The organism is Calothrix sp. FACHB-168 (assembly GCF_963889195.1).
GTDB classification, from domain to species: Bacteria; Cyanobacteriota; Cyanobacteriia; order Cyanobacteriales; family Nostocaceae; genus Aulosira; species Aulosira anomala_A.
The window spans coordinates 1-19063 of the sequence record NZ_CAWPNJ010000011.1 but is presented as its reverse complement, the minus strand read 5'-3'; the positions used below and the strand labels follow the sequence as shown (position 1 = coordinate 19063).

Annotated in this window: 13 protein-coding genes; 9 read left to right on the top strand and 4 right to left on the bottom strand. The window is 39.1% G+C overall.

Going from position 1 to position 19063, the window contains the following annotated elements; all coding sequences use genetic code 11:
- Window positions 1-3: 3 nt before the first annotated feature.
- Complete coding sequence (locus tag AACW45_RS04850) at window positions 4-372, bottom strand: tetratricopeptide repeat protein (protein WP_306415016.1); 369 nt, start codon at window positions 370-372, stop codon at window positions 4-6.
- Between the two features lie 863 nt (window positions 373-1235).
- Between AACW45_RS04850 and AACW45_RS04845 the strand changes: the two genes are divergently transcribed.
- The 4 genes from AACW45_RS04845 (at window position 1236) to AACW45_RS04830 (ending at window position 7557) form a co-directional block, all read left to right on the top strand.
- The gene (locus tag AACW45_RS04845; RefSeq protein WP_190631641.1) at window positions 1236-2651 is read left to right on the top strand and encodes a hypothetical protein; all 1416 of its coding nucleotides are present in this window, start codon (window positions 1236-1238) and stop codon (window positions 2649-2651) included.
- Window positions 2652-2702: 51 nt separating this feature from the next.
- Window positions 2703-4052 (top strand): DUF1822 family protein, encoded by a 1350-nt coding sequence (locus tag AACW45_RS04840; protein ID WP_190631639.1) that lies wholly within the window; start codon window positions 2703-2705, stop codon window positions 4050-4052.
- 366 nt (window positions 4053-4418) lie between these two features.
- A complete protein-coding gene (locus tag AACW45_RS04835) occupies window positions 4419-6872 on the top strand; it encodes a CHASE2 domain-containing protein (RefSeq protein WP_190631637.1) in 2454 nt (817 codons plus the stop codon).
- Window positions 6865-7557, top strand: coding sequence for a DUF928 domain-containing protein (locus tag AACW45_RS04830; protein WP_190631635.1), 693 nt, complete (start codon window positions 6865-6867; stop codon window positions 7555-7557). The genes AACW45_RS04835 and AACW45_RS04830 overlap by 8 nt, the downstream gene beginning before the upstream one ends.
- Before the next feature lie 366 nt (window positions 7558-7923).
- Here the strand turns inward: AACW45_RS04830 and AACW45_RS04825 are convergent, their stop codons facing one another.
- The 3 genes from AACW45_RS04825 to AACW45_RS04815 all read right to left on the bottom strand — a co-directional run bounded on the left by AACW45_RS04825 (window position 7924) and on the right by AACW45_RS04815 (window position 12060).
- Window positions 7924-8259 carry a helix-turn-helix domain-containing protein gene (locus tag AACW45_RS04825; protein WP_190631633.1) on the bottom strand — a complete coding sequence of 112 codons (336 nt, stop codon included), beginning with the start codon at window positions 8257-8259 and terminating at the stop codon, window positions 7924-7926.
- 19 nt (window positions 8260-8278) lie between these two features.
- Window positions 8279-8638: a type II toxin-antitoxin system RelE/ParE family toxin gene (locus AACW45_RS04820; protein WP_096647387.1), complete on the bottom strand. Its 360-nt coding sequence runs from the start codon at window positions 8636-8638 to the stop codon at window positions 8279-8281.
- A gap of 380 nt (window positions 8639-9018) precedes the next feature.
- The gene (locus AACW45_RS04815; RefSeq protein ID WP_190631631.1) at window positions 9019-12060 is read right to left on the bottom strand and encodes a CHAT domain-containing protein; all 3042 of its coding nucleotides are present in this window, start codon (window positions 12058-12060) and stop codon (window positions 9019-9021) included.
- Window positions 12061-12466: 406 nt separating this feature from the next.
- On the opposite strand from AACW45_RS04815, the gene AACW45_RS04810 reads away from it, so the two are divergent.
- The 5 genes from AACW45_RS04810 to AACW45_RS04790 all read left to right on the top strand — a co-directional run bounded on the left by AACW45_RS04810 (window position 12467) and on the right by AACW45_RS04790 (window position 18825).
- A complete protein-coding gene (locus tag AACW45_RS04810) occupies window positions 12467-14719 on the top strand; it encodes a caspase family protein (protein ID WP_190631629.1) in 2253 nt (750 codons plus the stop codon).
- An 823-nt stretch (window positions 14720-15542) separates the two neighbouring features.
- The gene (locus AACW45_RS04805) at window positions 15543-15905 is read left to right on the top strand and encodes a hypothetical protein (protein WP_190631627.1); all 363 of its coding nucleotides are present in this window, start codon (window positions 15543-15545) and stop codon (window positions 15903-15905) included.
- Between the two features lie 480 nt (window positions 15906-16385).
- Window positions 16386-16874, top strand: a complete 489-nt coding sequence (locus tag AACW45_RS04800; RefSeq protein ID WP_190631624.1) for a hypothetical protein — start codon at window positions 16386-16388, stop codon at window positions 16872-16874.
- A 292-nt stretch (window positions 16875-17166) separates the two neighbouring features.
- Window positions 17167-18045, top strand: a complete 879-nt coding sequence (locus AACW45_RS04795; protein WP_190631883.1) for a calcium-binding protein — start codon at window positions 17167-17169, stop codon at window positions 18043-18045.
- A 99-nt stretch (window positions 18046-18144) separates the two neighbouring features.
- Window positions 18145-18825, top strand: coding sequence for a hypothetical protein (locus AACW45_RS04790; protein ID WP_190631622.1), 681 nt, complete (start codon window positions 18145-18147; stop codon window positions 18823-18825).
- Window positions 18826-19063: the final 238 nt, after the last annotated feature.

The following is a 19063-nucleotide window of genomic DNA, read 5'->3' as shown; positions in this document are numbered from 1 at the left end:
CGCCTAATCTATCTTTAATTTCACGATCGCTAATCTCTGCTGCTGGTACTCAATCGCTTTTGGATAGTCTCCCAAAAAATAGTAAGCAAGACCGAGATTACCCAGCGCCGCACCTTCGCCTTGACGGTCTTTGATTTCTCGATAAATAATTAGTGCTTGTTGCCACGATCGCAATGCTGCTTCAAATTGACTGGTTTGAGCCTGCTGAATACCTTGCTTTAACAGTCTATCAGCTTCGGCTTGCCTAGCTTGTGGTGTTTGCGCCAGTACTCGTAACTCTCCTGGCGTTCCACAAAGGCTGAAAGTTATCGGTGTGGAAGCTGTGGCGATAACTAGGGCGAGGAAACTTAGAGCAATTTTGTGAAAACGCATGAGGAATTATGAATTATGAATTATGAATTATGAATTATGAAGTTAAGAGTGGATGGGGATTACAGCAGTTTCGGTGATAATTGAACCACAGATCCGTTCGTAGGGGCACGGCACCGACAATTTTCTGGTAAATATAATAATCTTACTGATGCCGTGCCCCTACCGCGTGGTCTTTTTAGCTGGGTAAAAATGCTAAATATTTGATAAATTTGGCGAAGTTTTGACATAAATTAACCACAATACCCCCGTTATTTGATGGCTTAATGTTACATAGCTCCCAGCCGGGTAAGGGTATGCAACTTTCAAACAGCCTTGGCGAATGGTGAGTATGATTTTTCAATGGCGATCTACATTGTTCTCTCGGTGACTTACAAAAAATAAATTATCCATCTTCCGTAGTGCGAGCAGCGTTCGACTGAGCGCTCACGCCGAAGTCTTGCTCGCTTTTCAACATCAGCGAGCGAGACGCTCGCACTACAAATTTATTGGGTATTTTAAAAATTGGATGTCCCTCGCTTCGTTGTGATTCCGCCTGGGAATGAATTAAGAGGCTAATAGCCAAAGTCTACTTCAGTAGACTCAGCTCAATTCCAGTCCACTTGAGTGGACTTAAGCTATGAGCCAAGAACTTTAGTTCTTGGCGGGATGTCTGTCAATGCAATAGTTTGAAGCTTGTAGAATCAGACAAGTTAACAACTATATGCACCTTTCAACCCCCAGCCCAAACTTTACAAAAAAATCACCTTACCAGCAGCCCAAAAACTGCATATCCCCAACCCGCCGAGAGTTAAGAAACAATAACGGCTCGAATCCAGGGGAGATGAGACAATTAACAACTAATAATTAAAAACACAAATTTACCAATGAGCAAGTTAAAATACTGGACACTAGTAACCCTAGATGGCACCGGGAATCTCAAATTCAAAGAACTGCAAAATGCCAAGTCTTTTTTTACTACCACCTTTGCAGACTTAGCAAATATCCATGAAATCTCAGACACAGTCATACAGCAGCGCTTATTAGAATTATCTCGCAATGCTGCCACAGAGCCAACCTTACTAGCACAACGCTGTTTACTCTGTTTTATATCCTGGCAAATTCAACAAGCTTGTTTACACCTCGCTCGACAATTTGGGGATTTTCACGGATTTACTGAGCGCGATTTATTTCGTTATGTTTTGGATGACGATGATAGTTTAGAACCAGCAACTAAATATCAATCCTTTGCGCGAGAAGTTTTACAAACTTTTGACCCCGAAAAAAGCCTGCTCACAACTTGGGTAAGCCGCAAGGTAAAACAGCATGATGAAGTTGAAAAATTTCTTTTAGAATGCGGATTGTATTTGGTACGAGATTGGGCAATTTTGAACGATACCAAACCTCAACAATTAGCCAAAATTCTAGGTGAATTTCATTACCTCACACCCAAAGAAATTGAGCAAGCCCAAAAATTACTCGCTGCTTATCACAAAGTATATCGTGCTGAACGCTGGCAACAACTTGCTCAGGGAAACCGCAGCAAATGTCCGCCACCCACATCTGAGCAATTAGCAAAAATGGCACAATTATTAGAGTCAAAAACCCAGCCAAAAACTAGATCTCGCTTATCTCCAGAAAATGTGATGCGACAACTACAAAATTTAGCAGACAAGCTGCGACAATATAGAATTCATGTGAGAAGTGGTTTATTAGCCACAGAATCTTTAGATGTGCAAATCAATGAAAATTTTGCTTTAATAGAGCAAATACCCGCACCAGATTCTGACAATTTGATAATAGATGGTAATGATGAAGAAATATTTTTAAATTTATATAGAAATCAAATCTTGCATTGTTTAGATTTAGCCTTAGATGAAGTCACAAAATCACGAGTCAACAAGCTAAATAAGAAAGATTCAGAGAAATCAAATCAATTCTTGCTAGCGCTGCAATTATTCCATTGTCAGAGGCTATCCATGAGTGCGATCGCTAAACAATTAGGCTTAGATGCTCAATATCAAGTCACCCGATTATTGAAACTTAAAGAATTTCGTGCTGATGTCGAGCATCAAACATTGCAAAAGTTAAAAGAAGCTGTCATCCAACTAGCACAAGAATATTCTACACCAGAGCGTCTCGCCAACTTAGATCGGCTAATTACCGATATCCTCAACGAACAAATTACAAATTTAATCAAGCAAGCAGAAACTGAAGCTTTAAGTATGCATCATCAAGAGAAAATGAGTCATTTTTCTCAAAGGCTTTGTCAACAATTAAATCACAATTTAACCGATTCTTGATTACAGACGCGATGAATCGCATCTCGACAATTATTTAATTTTTGCAACATTATGAATACATTACCCATGTCATTTGAATTTGAACGTTTACCTACTGAAGCCATTAGCCTTGATGCTGAAGAGATGCATCAAGCTATAGAATTTAGTCGCCCAATTCCTGATGATGGGCGTCAATGGCAAACTTATTTAAATGCTTTAGCGTTATTTGTCTTAAAAAAATGGCTACAAGAGCGTGATGATAATCTGATTGTTAATTGGGCAGATTGTACAATTACCAAACCAGCTTTAGCTAATATTATTCCTAATATTGCCAATTTACAAGTTGGGAATTTTAAACTTTGCCTAATTACCATAGGTAATTCCTGGGATGAACAAATACCTTTATCAAGAATAGTCGTAGATATCCCCGAATTTGTTCCCCATTTTTATGTGTTTATAGAAGTTTTAGAATCACAAGAATTGGGGATTGTCAGAGGATTTATCTCCTATCCCCAATTAAGAGAAAATCTGGAAAATTTCCAGACAATCTTACCCCAACCAGATTGGAATTATGAAATACCTTTAACTTGGTTTGACAACGACCAAAACCGCTTGTTACTCTATTTACTAGCTCTACAACCAGATGCAATTAACTTACCAGCTATACCAAATAATCGCCAGCAAACATTAGCGGCGCAAGAAAGTGAATTAGCCACCTTACTTTGGCAATTACAAACACCAGAAACCGAACTTTGGCAAATTTTAAATTGGCAACAAGGAAGCGCTGTTTTAACTTCTGTAGAATTGATGGATTTGATATACAAACTCCAAACCGGTGGTGTAAATCAAGAAAATCCAGAAACACCTTTAATCCCAGCATCTCTACGAGATTTAATTAAATTAATTACCCAACCAGCAATTAATGTCGGACGCTGGTTATGGGATGAATTAGACGAAATTGGGGAATCCCTAGCTTGGACATTATTACCAAGATTTGCACCTTTAAGAGAAATGCGCAGCCCAGCCGAGGAATTAGACGCGATCGCATTACAATTAAAAGCACAAGGTTTAGAAATCCCCTTAGTAGCTAGGAGTGGATATCAGAATTTCCTCTTAGCCGGAATTCCTCTAAGATTATATGCGATCGCCTGGAACTCTTCGACAGTACATGAGCCTAATTTATGGAGTTTGCTATTAATTTTAGGTGCTACTTCCCCAAATACCCTACCAGAAAATTTCAAATTCCGAGTCAGCGATAAAACCGGGATTTTGCTAGAACAAAGCGTGAATCCACAACAGCGCAATTCCTATTTATATACCTGTTTAGTTGGTAATTGGGATGAGAAGTTTATTGTGACTGCAAGTTTAGGTGATGATATAGAGGTGACATTACCGCCATTTGCCTTTGATATTACAAGGTAAACAGGAAACTGGGAATATTTAAGTCGTTGACGGTTGACTGTTGACGGTTGACTGTTGACTGTTAACTTTTGACGGTTGACTGTTGACTGTTGACTGTTGAACCTACACCTACTTTGGCGATTTGCGCCATAAATTCACGAAATCTTCAGCATTTTTACTCAGGTAAATACTCGACAATATCTTTAGCCGCCAAAACTGCATACCCCCTCATCGCTGAGAACTAAGAGTAATTACACAGATAATAAAGGATGAAGCAATGCACCACAGACTATGTTTAAACGAAAAGGATACAACCCCTTAACTCAGTTATAGCGATGATTAATTTTAAATTTTGAATTTTGAATTTTGAATTCGGAGCAAAGCGACGTGACTAATTTTTATTTAAAAATTCAAAAAGTTGATCGGACTTGTTTATTTGAACTATCCTGGGGACAGGGTCAGCACATCACATCTGAAATTAGTTATCCAGAAAATATTATCGCTTCCCATGAGCAATGGCAGAAAATTTATATTAATTTCTACAGCAACCAATTGCGGGGTAAAGTTGTAAATAAGGGTGTGATTATACCCCCACCTGTTGATTGGCAAGCTCAATTAGTACAAGCAGAAGCTAAACTTTTATACGAGTTTCATCAATGGTTGCGTAGTGAAAAATTATATGAAATTCGGACAAAAATTAGTAAGCAAGCCATAGAGAATTACAACAATGAATTAAAAGGAACTTCTTCTAGCAAGATTAATATATTTATTAGTTGTAACGCTCCAGAATTAGAATACTTACCTTGGGAAGCATGGGAAATCGGCACAGAGTTTACATCTAGCAAACTGCGGATTGTCCGTCAACCACTGAATATTAGACAAGAAGTAACCACTTACTTTCCCAAAAGCGCTAGAAAAGCTAAAATTTTAGCTATCTTTGGCGATGATACTGGGTTAAGTTTCGCAGATGAATCACGTGCAATATCATCACTTGAAAAAGTAGCCAATGTTAAAGTTAAATCAATTCGTTGGCACAAACAAAAAGATATTAATAATTGGAAAAATGAAATAATTACCACCCTGACTGCTCAAAGCTGGGATATGCTATTTTTTGCAGGACACAGTAATGAAACTACTTTTACTGGTGGTCAGATATCCATCGCTCCTAATATTAGCATATCTTTAAGTGAAATTGAAAAGCCCTTAACAACTGCCATTAATAACGGTTTAAAATTCGCTATCTTTAATTCTTGTGATGGTTTAAGTATTGCAAATAAATTAATTGACTTAGGCTTAAGTCAAGTTGCAATTATGCGCGAAAAAATACATAATCGCGTAGCTGGGGAGTTTTTTATCCAATTTTTAAATGCGCTAAAAGAATATCAAGATGTTCACGAAGCATTATTAACAGCAAGCGATTATCTCAAAGTCGAAAAAAATCTTACCTATCCCAGTGCTTACCTGATTCCTTCTTTATTTCGTCATCCCAACGCCGAATTATTCCGTTTACAACCTAGCGATAAAATTAAGCCTTGGTTACCAACAAGCTGTGAAATTTTGGCGTTAGTCACATTAGTGCTTTTAAGTCTTCTTCCTCCTGTACGTAAAACTGTACTCGACATGCAAATTGGTATGCAAGCAGTTTATCGGGATGTGACTCAGCAAATACCACAAGACAAAACACCGCCAGTTTTATTAATTCACATTGATGAAAAATCTTTAAATGCAGTTGAGACTAAAGCTAACAAATTTAATCCCCTCGACCGGAGTTATTTCGCCAGATTAATTGATAAATTAACAACAGAGAATGCCAAGGTTATTGCTATAGACTATCTCTTTGATAGAGTCACAGACGAAGATAGTATATTAGCCAAATCGGTGGTAAATTCCATCAATAAAAATTCTACATGGTTTATCTTTGGCTCGATATTAAATGAAGATGATAATCAAGAGCAAACTGTCAATAAAAGGGTTGCTAATCTTAATCAAACTCAGCAAGGCTATGTGGATCACCTTTCTGGTCATTTGTCATTAGTAAATACAAATAAAGATTGTATACAAAGCTGCCCTTTTACTTACTTAATAACATTGGTATCTTGGATAAATCAAGAAAAGTTACCGGAAAATCTGCCACAGCCGCAATCTTCAAGAAATAATGATTTACGTACCGATTTAATTAAATATCTTGGTGAAAATCCAGCAAATTCATCCTTAGCTCAAAAGCTTCGCAAATTACGTCTGTCAAAGCTGAGTAGCTTTTCTGAATATTTTTGGCAAGCTTGGTTATATCCAATTATTGACTATTCAATACCACCTAATCAAGTTTATCAGGTAATTAATGCAGGTCATTTTTTACAAAAAGATACAACTCTTAATCAAGAAAATTTAAAACAGCAAGTTGTATTAATTGGTGCTGCTGGATATAAAGATTCGGGATTATCAGATGGACATAGCGATATTTTTTCTTTACCACTGGGGGTAGCTTATTGGCGGATGCAAAATCCTACAACTGGGTTGCTAAGAGATATGACAGGGGTAGAAATCAATGCTTACATGACTCATAACCTCATCAAACAACACCTAATTATCCCCATTCCTGATTTATGGATTATTGGAATTGTCATATTTTTGGGAAAAGGGACACAAATATTTCTCAGACAACGTCAGCAGAGTAAACGCAGCAGTCGTTTATTAATTGCTTTACTCGCCAGTGGTAATTTCATTTATGCATTGATATCAATGCAAATGTATATCTCGCTCAGTCTTTTAGTACCTTTGTTTTTACCATCTGCTACTTTCTGGTTTTATGCGTTATCGGGATTGAGGAAGAAAAATGCTTAATAAAATGACTGGAATTCGCTTGTTGATGTTGACTGGTTTAGCATCAGTTTCCATTGTTCCGGCTTTGTTAATTACTCCAGAAATCACAATCGGACAAACAAAAGTTCAAAAAACATCTTTAACAGGTATTATTGATTGGTTACTAGGAAAGAAAAAAGAACGTCCAATTTCACGCGGTGATTTATGTCTCGTATCTCCTAATGGAAAAATTTATAGTACTAATCCAATGTTTTTATGGCAAGGTAAGTTAAAGAAAATTGCAGTAGCCAAATTACCCAATCGTCAGAATTTTTGGGATTTAGAAAATATTGGGCAAAATAATTTAGCAATTTATTCAGGCGAAGAAGCATTACAACCAGGTAAAAAATATCAGTGGAAAGCTTTCCTTGGTGAAAATCCTTCTCTATTGGCAAATTTTCAATTGATGGATGCACAAGAACGTCAACAAATAACTGATGAATTGAAGATTTTGGAACAGCGATTGCAAACCCAAGGTGCAGATGAGAAAACAATTGCTCTAGAAAAAGCAGATTTTTTTGCTAAAAAGGAGTTATGGTCTGATGTATTGCAGCAAGTGTATTCTGTTCCTAATCTTGACAAAGAATTATCACCGCAGCAGACAACAGATTTGTTAAAGAAATTATGTGAAGTCGAGCCAAATCCGCCGCAGAGTGTAAAAAAATAAGCAGTGCAATAATGTCAGGATAAGTAGCCACGCACGCTACACTCCGTCCGCCATCTGAAAGTTAATACGAAGGGCCACCTTTAACCTCTAGTCTTCTTTCGGGGTAGGTGGGCTTTTTTATACCACTTTAGATTTTAGCCATACGCCTATCTTGGTAGAGGGTTCGGTTACTTCAGTTTAAAGCAATATCAGAAAGCTATATTGACTGCTGACGACAAGCCGCGTCTCTACTAAGGGAACTCCAAAAAATAAATTATGCCAAATTGTAGGGGCGGGGTTACCCCGCCCCTACGAGTTGCGGGTTTGGTAAGTTAATGATTGGAATATTTTTTTATTTGGAAGTCCCTAAACATTTTGCGAATGCGTCTATGCATCTTTTTTCGATTCGCTAAGTTCAGAAATACCTACTAACGTGACTGGTGGACGGTTGGGAAATTCAACAACAAGTTTTAACTCACCTCCCATTGCTGCAATGTATTTCCGCAAAGTTGAAAGCATCAAGTCGGTACGCTGTTCTAAGCGAGAAATATTTCCTTGATCAACTTGTAAAAGTTCTGCCATCTGTTCTTGGGTGAGTTTGAGTGCAAGTCTTAGTTGCTGTCTGGTCATTTCCTCCGCAATCAGTAAACTAGATTCTTCTGCAATTTTTTCCCGTCTTTCTGGTGACAACTGTTCTAATTTTTCTTTTAAAGTTTTCCCCATAAGTCCCGTTTCGCTTTTGCTATTGTTGAGTTTTTAACTGGGCTAAGTGTGCGTCAAACCTGTCATCTGCTATCTTGATCAGTTGCTGATAAAAACGCTTTTCACTACCACCTGATTTGTCACCCGCGACTAGCAATATTGCATAGCGTCTGGGGTCAAATGCAAATGCAACACGCCAAACACCATCTGCTGCTTTAAACCTCAATTCTTTCATGTTGCTATGTCGTGAACCATTCAGGGTATCAACTTGAGGCCGTCCTAATTCGGAACCAAACGCTTCCAACAAACTAGCACGGGCAAGTAACTTGTTTTGCACCTCTTCTGGTAAAGCATCAAACTCAGGTTCAAAATCTTGATGAAATTCAACAACCCAACTCATTAATTATGCACTTAAATACATATATTTTCAAGTACATATTAGAACTCTGTGACTCATTTGGAAAGTGATGCCTCTAACTGAACCTGATTGGATTAGGGGTTGTAGGTAGAACTTACGCAGTGTCATATATTTTTCATGCTTTTTGTCAATGGTCAATAGTCCATAGTCCAAAAACCTGAATTTTGACCATTGACTTTTGACTTTTGACCACCCTTGTGAGGTTTTTTTGTTCGGTGCGTAAGTCCTAGTAGGGAAACTCTCTAACACACTGCTTCCCCAACCTGCTCATCTGTCACATTCTTTTTCCAATAATGATAGTAAGTTGGTGCGTTGCGCTACTCAACAACACACCCTAAATCTACTTTTTGACCAATGACCAATTACCTCCACTCACCCAAAAATGTAAACGCCGCCCAATAATTAGGATTACGCCATTTCTCTTGCTCCCACATTTTTAATTGCGTCGCCCGCAATGCTTGATTTGCAGACTTGCCTTGCTGCCACATTTGCTTGTAAAATTCTTGCATAAACTCAGATGTTCCTTGATCGCTAACTTGCCATAAGGAAACTACTAATCTTTCTCCACCTGCATACATTAATCCTCTTGTCAAGCCTACCAAGCCTTCGCCTTGAATTTCCTTACCTAATCCGGTTTCGCAAGCACTCAGAACAATTAAATCTGCGGGATAATCGAGGTTAAACAAATCTGCTAACCGCAGATATCCGCGAATATCTTTACCTTGTTCATTTACCAGAGACAGCACAATCCCTGATAACTCTGGGTTAGCATCATTCACAAAACCGTGGGTAGCAAAGTGTAAAATTCGGAATTGATTGAGATTGCCACTGGTAGCCCAATTATAGTTAGCTGCAAAATCAAAGACCTCCACACCTTTAGATTCTGGTACGAGTTTAAAAATTGTCTGGGCTTCCGTGCGTGTACCGAAAAGTCGTTTCCAACCTTGGCGATTGAGGATATCAGCAGAACGCTTGAGGGCAGAGCGTTCTAGCTCTAAATCGAGGTCATCTTGCTGCTGGAGTTGTTTATTTTTGGCGGTGGTAACTCGGTCATCGGTAGCGCTGTATACTGGGTCAGCGAGAATAGCTAAAGCTTTGGGTGCGCGTTGACGGGTGGCGAGTTGTTGGCGTTGAATGGCAATGGTAGAAGCAGAAGGAAGACTGACAATTTCGTGGTTAATAAATAGCGGTTGGTAGTCAAATTTATTTGCAGGTGAATTTTTACCAGGACAGCTACTAATACCACCACCCACACAGTCAGGGTTTTTTTGTTTTTCTTGAGAAACACTCACCTGTATTCCCAATAGTTTATCTTTTTCCCCTTGACCTTGTGTAGAACTGGGTTGAGAATTTAAATCAGCCACAGCGGCAAAGGGGATATATTGCAAAGCACCATCAGCGACAATTACTAAGCGTTTTGTCCCCAATTTATCTTTCACAGGTGCAAGAATCAGTTGACTGAGTTCCTTGGCGGCGATATCAATCTGGCGAGTTTTGATACCAGCGCAAGGATTTTCTTTATTAGTTGCAGAAGGCGGTTTAGAACTATTTTGGCTAATCAGGCAGAATAAATTAATCGCGCTTTTTTCTATTTCTTGTTTTTTAGGAAGTTCGTAAGTATCGAGAGAATTGGGAGAAACCACCCATAAAAAGCTGCGTTCCTCACCCAAGGAATATTGTAAAAGCAGGGTATCTTTATCGAGTTGTTGCTGAATTTGCGATAAAGTCAGGGGTTGGGGATACTTGAGGTTAGCGTATTGAGGGCTAGTTTCGCGGATTTTCGTTTCCAGTTCCTTTTGTTGGCGGAGGAGTTCATCAATTTCTGTTTGTAATTTCTCAGCGTTGGCTTTATATATGGGGTCTTTAATTTTATCACTGTTAACTATCTCAAACCGTACTTTTTCTTTACCATCAATTAAAGCTTGTATGCGGCTTTCTTCTGCCAAGAGTTCTGGTTTTGCACCTTTGCGGATATTGGCGCGTGCTTCGGTTAACAGTTCTACTAATCCTCTGGCGCGGGATGCTTCACTGGTGTTGAGTGCTAATACATCGTATCTTTTTGATGGATTTTTTTCATGCAGTTCCATCAACAAATCGATTTTGAATTTGTAATAATCTTGAACTGTGGCGAAATAGGTGGTTTGCAGGTCTTTGTTAGTATATGTTTTGCGTAAATCTTCGATAATTTGGATGGCTCTGTCGATTTGTGTCAGTGCAGCTTGGAGATTACCCGCTTTGCGTTCTAAGCCAGCAAGATTCGATAGGGTAATCGCCTCTCCTGCCTTATCCCCCACCTGCTTGAGCAAAGGCAAAGCTTCGTTGAAGAATTGGAGTGCCTGCTGCTTGTCTCCTAATAAGCCGTAGACACTGCCAATATTATTTAGGGTAACCGCCTCAAGAGCCTTATTCCCCACCTCCTTCATCAAAGGCAAAGCTTTGTTGTAGTATTTGAGAGCCTGCTGCTTGTCTCCTAATGAGTCATAGACAATGCCAATATTGTTGAGGGTAGCCGCCTCAAGAGCCTTATTCCCCACCTGCTGGGTCAAAGGCAAAGCTTTGTTGTAGTATTTGAGAGCCTGCTGCTTGTCTCCTAATGAGTAGTAGACACTGCCAATATTGTTGAGGGTAGTCGCCTCAAGAGCCTTATCCCCCATCTGCTTCATCAAAGGCAAAGCTTCGTTGTAGAATTTGAGTGCCTGTTGCTTGTCTCCTAATGAGTCATAGACAGCGCCAATATTGTTGAGGGTAGCCGCTTCACCAGCCTTATTCCCCTCCTCCTTGATCAAAGGCAAAGCTTCGTTGTAGAATTTGAGTGCCTCCTCCTTGTCTCCTAATGAGTCGTAGACAACGCCAATATTGTTGAGGGTAGCCGCTTCACCAGCCTTATACCCCTCTTCCTTGATCAAAGGCAAAGCTTCGTTGTAGAATTTGAGTGCCTCCTCCTTGTCTCCTAATGAGTCGTAGACACTGCCAATATTGTTGAGGGTAGCCGCTTCACCTGCTTTATCCCCCTCTTCCTTGATCAAAGGCAAAGCTTCGTTGTAGAATTTGAGTGCCTCCTCCTTGTCCGCTAATGAGGAATAGACATAGCCAATGCCAAGGAGTGTAGTCGCTTGCCATCCCTTATCACCTAATTGCTGCCACAGTTTCAGCGCTTCTTGCCATTTAACAATAGCCTGTTTCAATGATTCTGCTGTTCCTTGCTGAAATAATTCTCTTCCTTCCTGCGTTAACTTTTCCGCTTCCGCACGAGTTGCATCTTGGCTGGTTGTCGCTGGCTGCTGGGCAATTTTTAACCCATAACTCCCCACACTGGCAACTGTTGACTCGGATAATAACAGCAGGGAGCAAAATAAAACCACAGCGCGAGAAGCCAACACAGGGAGTTTCTTATGCTTCGTCATGAGCGTTTATACTGATTTTGATCTACAAATCAATATATTTCTCGGCGGTGTCGGGGTATGCAGTTTTACGGAAACTTTAAATTGAATTGTGAGAGTTACGTAGTAAATTAGCTTTCATCTGGTGGGGTGCGTTAGGACTAAACCTGGATTTGTCACAAATTTTGAGAAATGCGGGATTTGTCCGACTTGTCTCCCTTCCCTTCCGAAATTCATTCGCCAAGTTGCATACCCTCCCATACGCGATCAGATCCCCGACTTCTTAAAGAAGTCGGGGATCTAGCAAAAGAGCAAAATTAATGAGACAGATCACTCCTTGTCCCCGAAATTCATTCCCCAAATTGCATACCCCCCCATACCCCCAGAACTATAAATAACCAGCAACTCTCAAATCTCAAATTTAAAACCTATGACTCAAATCAAACGCCGTCAATTTCTGCAATTTGCTGGTTCCACATTGGCGAGTATTGGTTTCAGCCAGTTAGATATCATCCACCAGGGTGATAAATACGCCAAAGTTCTGGCGCAAAATGCACCCCGCAAGCTGGCGCTACTGGTGGGAATTAACGAATATCAAAATGGTATTCAGCCACTTAGAGGTTGCACTTATGATGTAGAGTTACAAAAACAGTTGCTAATTCACCGCTTTGGTTTTAGCTCTCAAGATATTGTTACCCTCACCGATGCCCAAGCTACACGCCAAAATATTTTAACAGCCTTTGAACAACTCCTCATCAACCAAGCTAAACCAGGGGATATTGTCGTATTTCACTTTTCTGGACATGGTTCTCAAGTTTTTGACCCAGATCAAGACCACGAATCTGGACTTAATAGCACCCTGGTTCCCGTTGATGCTAGCTTACCTCCAGGATATCCCGATCGCGGTGGCGTAGTCAACAATATCATGGGACATACTCTGTTTTTACTCATGTCTGCATTAAAAACAGATAACGTCACCGTTGTTTTAGATTGCTGTCATTCTGGTGGCGCAAAACGAGGAAATTTTCTGGTGCGTACCCTTACCGGAGGCAAAAATTTACAAGCTATGCCGGCAGAATTTGAGTATCAGCGTCAATGGTTACAAAAATTAAATTTGTCACAATCAGATTTTCTCAAACTGCGTCGGCAAAACATAGCTAAAGGAGTTGTTCTCGCTTCTGCAAAACGCGATCAATTTGCTGTTGATGCAACTTTTAGTGGTTTTTATGCAGGCGCATTTACTTATGCTTTGACTTATTATTTATGGCAAAAGCCAGCAAATCAATCTGTCAACAAAGTATTTGCTGATGTCAGTCGAACTACTGCAAATCTAGCATATCAAAATTCTGGATTTCAATACCCAGAGTTAGAAGTCAACGTCAAAGGTAATTCTAACCCACCGCTTTACTTTACACCTTTTACCACATCCTACGCCGATGCCGTTGTGACTCAAAGCAAAGGCAACGAAGTAGAATTGTGGTTAGGTGGTGTAGATCCGCGATCGCTGGATGCATTTAACAAAGAAAATGCAGCTTTTACTGTAGTCGATAGCAACGGTAAAGAACGGGGATTAATTAATTTAGAATCTCGTCAAGGGTTAGTTGCTAAAGGTAGAATTAACGCCAATTCAAAAGTTAGCAATCAATTACCAGCCGGCACAATTTTACAAGAACGTCTGCGGGGTATTCCCATTGATATAACTTTAAAAATTGGGCTAGATGATTTATTTGATAGTAACAGTAATGCCCAAGCCACACAAGCGTTAAAAGCGCTCAACCGGATTACACCCGTACCTTTGAGACAACAAGAGGTACAATATATCTTTGGTCGCATGACCCAAGAAAGATATCAGCAATTACAAAAATTTAAAACCCCAAATCTCCGCCCCGTGGGAAGTTTAGGTTTATTTTCCCCATCCCTAGACCAAATCATTCCTAAATCTTTTGGCGAAGCTAATGAAACTATCCCCGCGGCGGTAGAGCGATTAAACTCTAAATTAAAATCATTATTAGCAGCGCGAATTGTCAAGACAATGGTACGCAATACCAATACATCACGCCTCAAAGTTAACGCTTCGATGATTATCGCTAATAGCCAAACAATTGTGAGTGAATCTTTTACAGTTCGCGGTCGAGAAAATGCGCAAAAACCTGCAAATAGTGCTAAAATTAAAGATGGTGAGATTGCCAGATTACCTATTAATACGCAAATAGCGTTTCAAGTAGAAAATCAAGAAAAAATACCTCTTTACTTGAGCATTTTAGTAATTGATGCTGAAGGGGAAATGGCAGTAATTTTCCCTGATAATCAAATGGCTTATCAAGAAGATGCAGTTTTGATAGAACCAGGTGAAAAGCGAGTGATTCCCGAAAATGATGAGATGATACTTAATATTAGCGAACCATCAGGAATTACCGAAGCCCTAATTATTGCTAGTACATCTCCATTAAAAGAGTCACTCAAAGCACTGGAAAAAATTGCCAAACGAGGAGACAATACTACACGCAGTCCAGTCCCTGCTAGTGACGAGTTTTTGGATATAACAGATAAATTACTCGAAGATTTAGATACTGCTACACGTAGGGGAACCAACGGTGAAAGTCAGCAGTTACCTGCGGGAGTGCGCGGTGTGGATACAACTAAACTGGCGGCGATGTCGATTACCTTAGAAGTAGTGAAGTAGGTTGGTGCAATAGCAACTTACTTTGCTTAAAAGTGCGTAGATGCGGAGTGCCTTGTCGTAGGCATCGCATCATCAGCGCCTATCCACAATCGGCGTTGCTGAATCGAAGTATGAATTTAAATTTAGAGACGTTTCATGAAACGCCTCTCACCCCCTCGTCAGAATGATTATCATTATCTTATAGATATCAAATTATGATTTTTGCTGAGTAATTTATTTCTTGGAAGTCCCTAACCTCACTATTAGCGGTAAAATAACGACTTTTGCAGCAACCAAGTAAGCGATCGCAAGAAAGCAAGGCTATGAAGAGTGCGAAAAAAAGCAAACTACCGGAATATGCGACTACGGCGGGGGCTTGCGCCATTAATCCTAAGTTTTTCTTAGAGGAAAGTTGAGTTACCAGTTTTCCTCTAAGAAATTTTGCAGTATAAATATACACTCATAATCTCAGTTAATGAGGGAAACATTGATTTATCCGCAGCCTGGGAACCCAAGAAGCGATCGCTTATTAAAGATATACGTAGACGCAGTTCATCGTAGACATCACTCTCTTGCTTTAGTTTCTATTGTTGAGTTGTAGTAGAAATGTAGCAAAATATTAGTAATAATTACATAAAAATATTGAGTTTATTCCTGTATTTCTAAATACTATGTCACTTCTGCCGAATCTTCCATTGCCGGATTCAGGAGATTTAGCAAGCGTTTCAAATTTAGTTACTTTCATTACTTTTACGTTCCTCAAGTTGGTAAATTTTGAACTATATAGTTGCCCAAATTAAGTATTAAATAAAATGATTACCAATAAACTAGGAAAAGCAAAAACGTGAACCGTTTAAAAAAGCTATCCTCAATGATTTTCCTGCTCTTAGCCTTCATATATCCACCTACTTTGGCTGAAGCTAAGGATACTACCCTCAATCATGTGTTCAACGAACAGAGTATTGACACACAGACAAAATTACTTGGAGAGCAAAGTGAAGAGCTTTTGTTAGCTCACCAACAGAATCGACAACGTTATCATAGACGGCAACGAACTGGAAGATATTATCAACACCGACGAACTCGAAAACATTATTATAGAGGACGTTATCGCTCTATACGTTATCGCGGACAACCATATCGTCATGGAGAATGGCAACTTGTGCGCGATCGTCATGGGCGACTAATGTATGATTGGCGGCGTTAATAGTAAACTTACCACCAATCTTTCCAAGAATTTTTATGCGTAAATCCTTATATATATAGATTTATTAGATATAGGTTCACTTAAAAAATATCCTCACAGTCATCAATGAAGGCAGAAGGCAGAAGGCAGAAAAGGTACAAAGCGAGTGGAATTGTGGGCAAAAAATTAAAAACATTCTTTGCTCCAGGCGTAGCACGAGAAAAGATACGTCCGTTTCATACCTCTTCCCTTTATGGGAGAGGTTTCCCTTCTGCCTTCATTGATTGCAGTTTTGTGCCATGACTTATAAACCTTCGTGCCAAAAGACTGGTAGCTAGGGTTATTTTATCTCAATAATTATGTCTCTATTATAAAAATGTCAGTGAAAGCACTGATGGCTCAAACAGCAAGTCCTACAGCCAAAAAGTAATGATGCAAGTGTTTGAGTTTGTATTTCCTAAAGCTGAAAAAAATTAAGAACTTAGTTGAATAGAGGTTATTATGCGACACTTCTTGAACTCTGTGGTGACGATAAGTGCTGTTTGTGCGATCGCATCTGTTCCCATATTCATCAAAACTTCTCCAGCTAATGCAGAAGAAGGAATGCGCGGGAGTTATGTCGGTATCGGTGTTAATGCTGATGGAAGTGGTGCAGCTGCTGCTGTAACAGGACGTATCGATTTAAACCCTGTTTCGATACGAACTACTGTTACTGGTGCTTGTGATAGTGGTTTATGTGCAACTTTAGTAATACCAACTGTTACCTATGATTTAGGTATTGGTAAAACCGCAAATATTTACGCAGGTATTGGTGGTTCTGCGGTTTCTATAAGTGATGGTAATTCTTCTGTTTCTTTGGGTACTGGTGCTGTTGTACAGGCTGGTGCTGAGGGAGCTATTAGCCAAAATGTTGTTCTCTATGGTGATGGAACTTATTTCACTAATGGAGGTGGAACACTTTGGAAAGTTGGTGTTGGTTACAAATTCTAATAGCGAATAAAGTTTTGGGATTTAGATATGGGGATATATATAAGTTCTAAAATCTAAAACCCAAAGTTATTACACCATTAATCATTAATTCATCGTTTCTGAAAATCTAGTATTTTGGATAATCAAGAGGATGAAATTCAAGACAACTGCTACTCTAGGAATTCTATTAATTAGTGCAACTGGATTATTTGGAAAAGCTTTTCTAAATAGCTGTTATCTGCTATTTAATGTTGCCCAATTTCTGAAAACAATTTTTTGCACCTACTCAACTATTACAATTGGAGGCAAATAAATGACAATTTTTGGTACTCAAAATAATGATAGACTTTTGGGTTCTGTAGGTAATGATATTTTCGTTTCTTCGCCTGGAAATGATGTAATTATTGGTGGTAATGGTTTTGATACTGTTGATTACAGTAATTTTAGACAAGCCATCTCTCTTTTTCCCCGTGGTGGTATTGGTAAAGGTAGTTTTGGAACTGACCAAATATTAAATGTTGAAAGAATCATTGCTCCTAATGTTCAAGGTAATACAATTAATGCTGCTAGTGGTTCAGGAGGAGCATCATTAAATGTTGATTTAAGTCAAAATAGACTTACTGTTAATAATATCCCAACGATTGGCTCCTTGAATTTTCAAGTTGTGAATTTTACCAATGTGTTGGGAACTGCTAATCGAGATAAAGTCATTGGTAATAATTTCAATAATACGATTGATGGCTTTGCTGGTCATGATTCACTCTTTGGTGCTGGTGGTAATGACCTTTTAATTGGTTCTGCTGGTAATGATTTGGTGGTAGGTGATGCTGGTAATGACATTTTGTTAGGTAGCAATCAATTTTCGCGAGGAAAAGGAGAATTTGATATTTTGGTTGGTGGTAGCAATAATGATGCGTTTATTTTAGGCGATCGCAGTGGGTCTTACTATGGTTTTGCTGGTAATGCAGATTATGCTCAAATTTCCGATTTATCTAGGGGAGATGTGATTCAGTTAGGAATCGGTGAAACTTATTTTGCTAGACCAGATGCTGCTGGGTTTGATTTATTTGTTGCTAGAGGGTCTGTTTTTGATTTAGTTGCAGATGTCCGTAGTACCTTTGCAGCAAGTTTACCAGTTGGGACTTTCAAACTCGCTTCTGGTCAAAGCTGGGGTATATTTTTGGGTGCTTAAATTTTAGCTACTTCAAGGATAAATTTTACCCAAAACCCGTTTGATAAGAGTTTTCGGGAAATGTGGGTAGTAATAATTAGCTTTGTGAGAGAGGTGACGATGCAAAGTATAAGACCCACACCCGGAAACTTTTACCGCAGACATGGGTGCATTTTATGGAAAAGATGGGTAATTGCAAATGTAGTTGCAGAGATTTTCAATTTCACTTTGATTGCGATAGTAAATAATGCAGTCACAATGTTTGAAGATGTGAATGGTAATGAGATTTTAATTTTCATCGGTTTAATTAGGGGTATTGTATTAGGAATTGCTCAATATTTTGTTTTGCGTCACTATATTCTTAATTTCATCTATTGGTTAATTGCAACAACGGTTGGAGCCTTGATCGGCTGGATATTTTTGTTGATGGTAAGTGTGGTTACAGCCTTAGAATTAGCTTTAACTACTGAGGTATTACCAAATTCATTACTGTTTCTCAGGTTATTGTGGCTCGGCGCTACTATGGGGACAGTGATGGGTTTAGCTCAAGCTTTAGCTATCAGGAAATGTCTAAGATTAGTGATAAAACAAGTAGTTTGCTTGATTAATGCTAATGCTTTCGCTTATGCTGTAAGTTTATTTTGGGGATTGAAGAGTATAGCTAAGGTAAGTGTTTTTCATTTAGCGATCGCTGGAGCGACAATGGGAATTGTCAATGGAATCATTACAGGTTTAGTGTTAATTCATTTGGTAAATTTATCCCCAAGAAGATATAATTTTTATCCTAATTCAGAGGGTTGAAGACCACTATTTTACAAAGTCTATACTTAGCAGATTTTCAGTTGGGATTTAAATCCCCGACTGAAAATGTCTTTAATGCGCGAATGCGTGAATGCGTGAATGCGTGAATGCGTGAATTTTTATCGGAATGGTTGGTACTGGAGTTTAGACTAAACACATGACAAAGTAACTCAGGATAACTGAGTGACAAGCTTTACACCCAAAAATGGAAAAATCAACGAATTAAGTAGATTGTGGT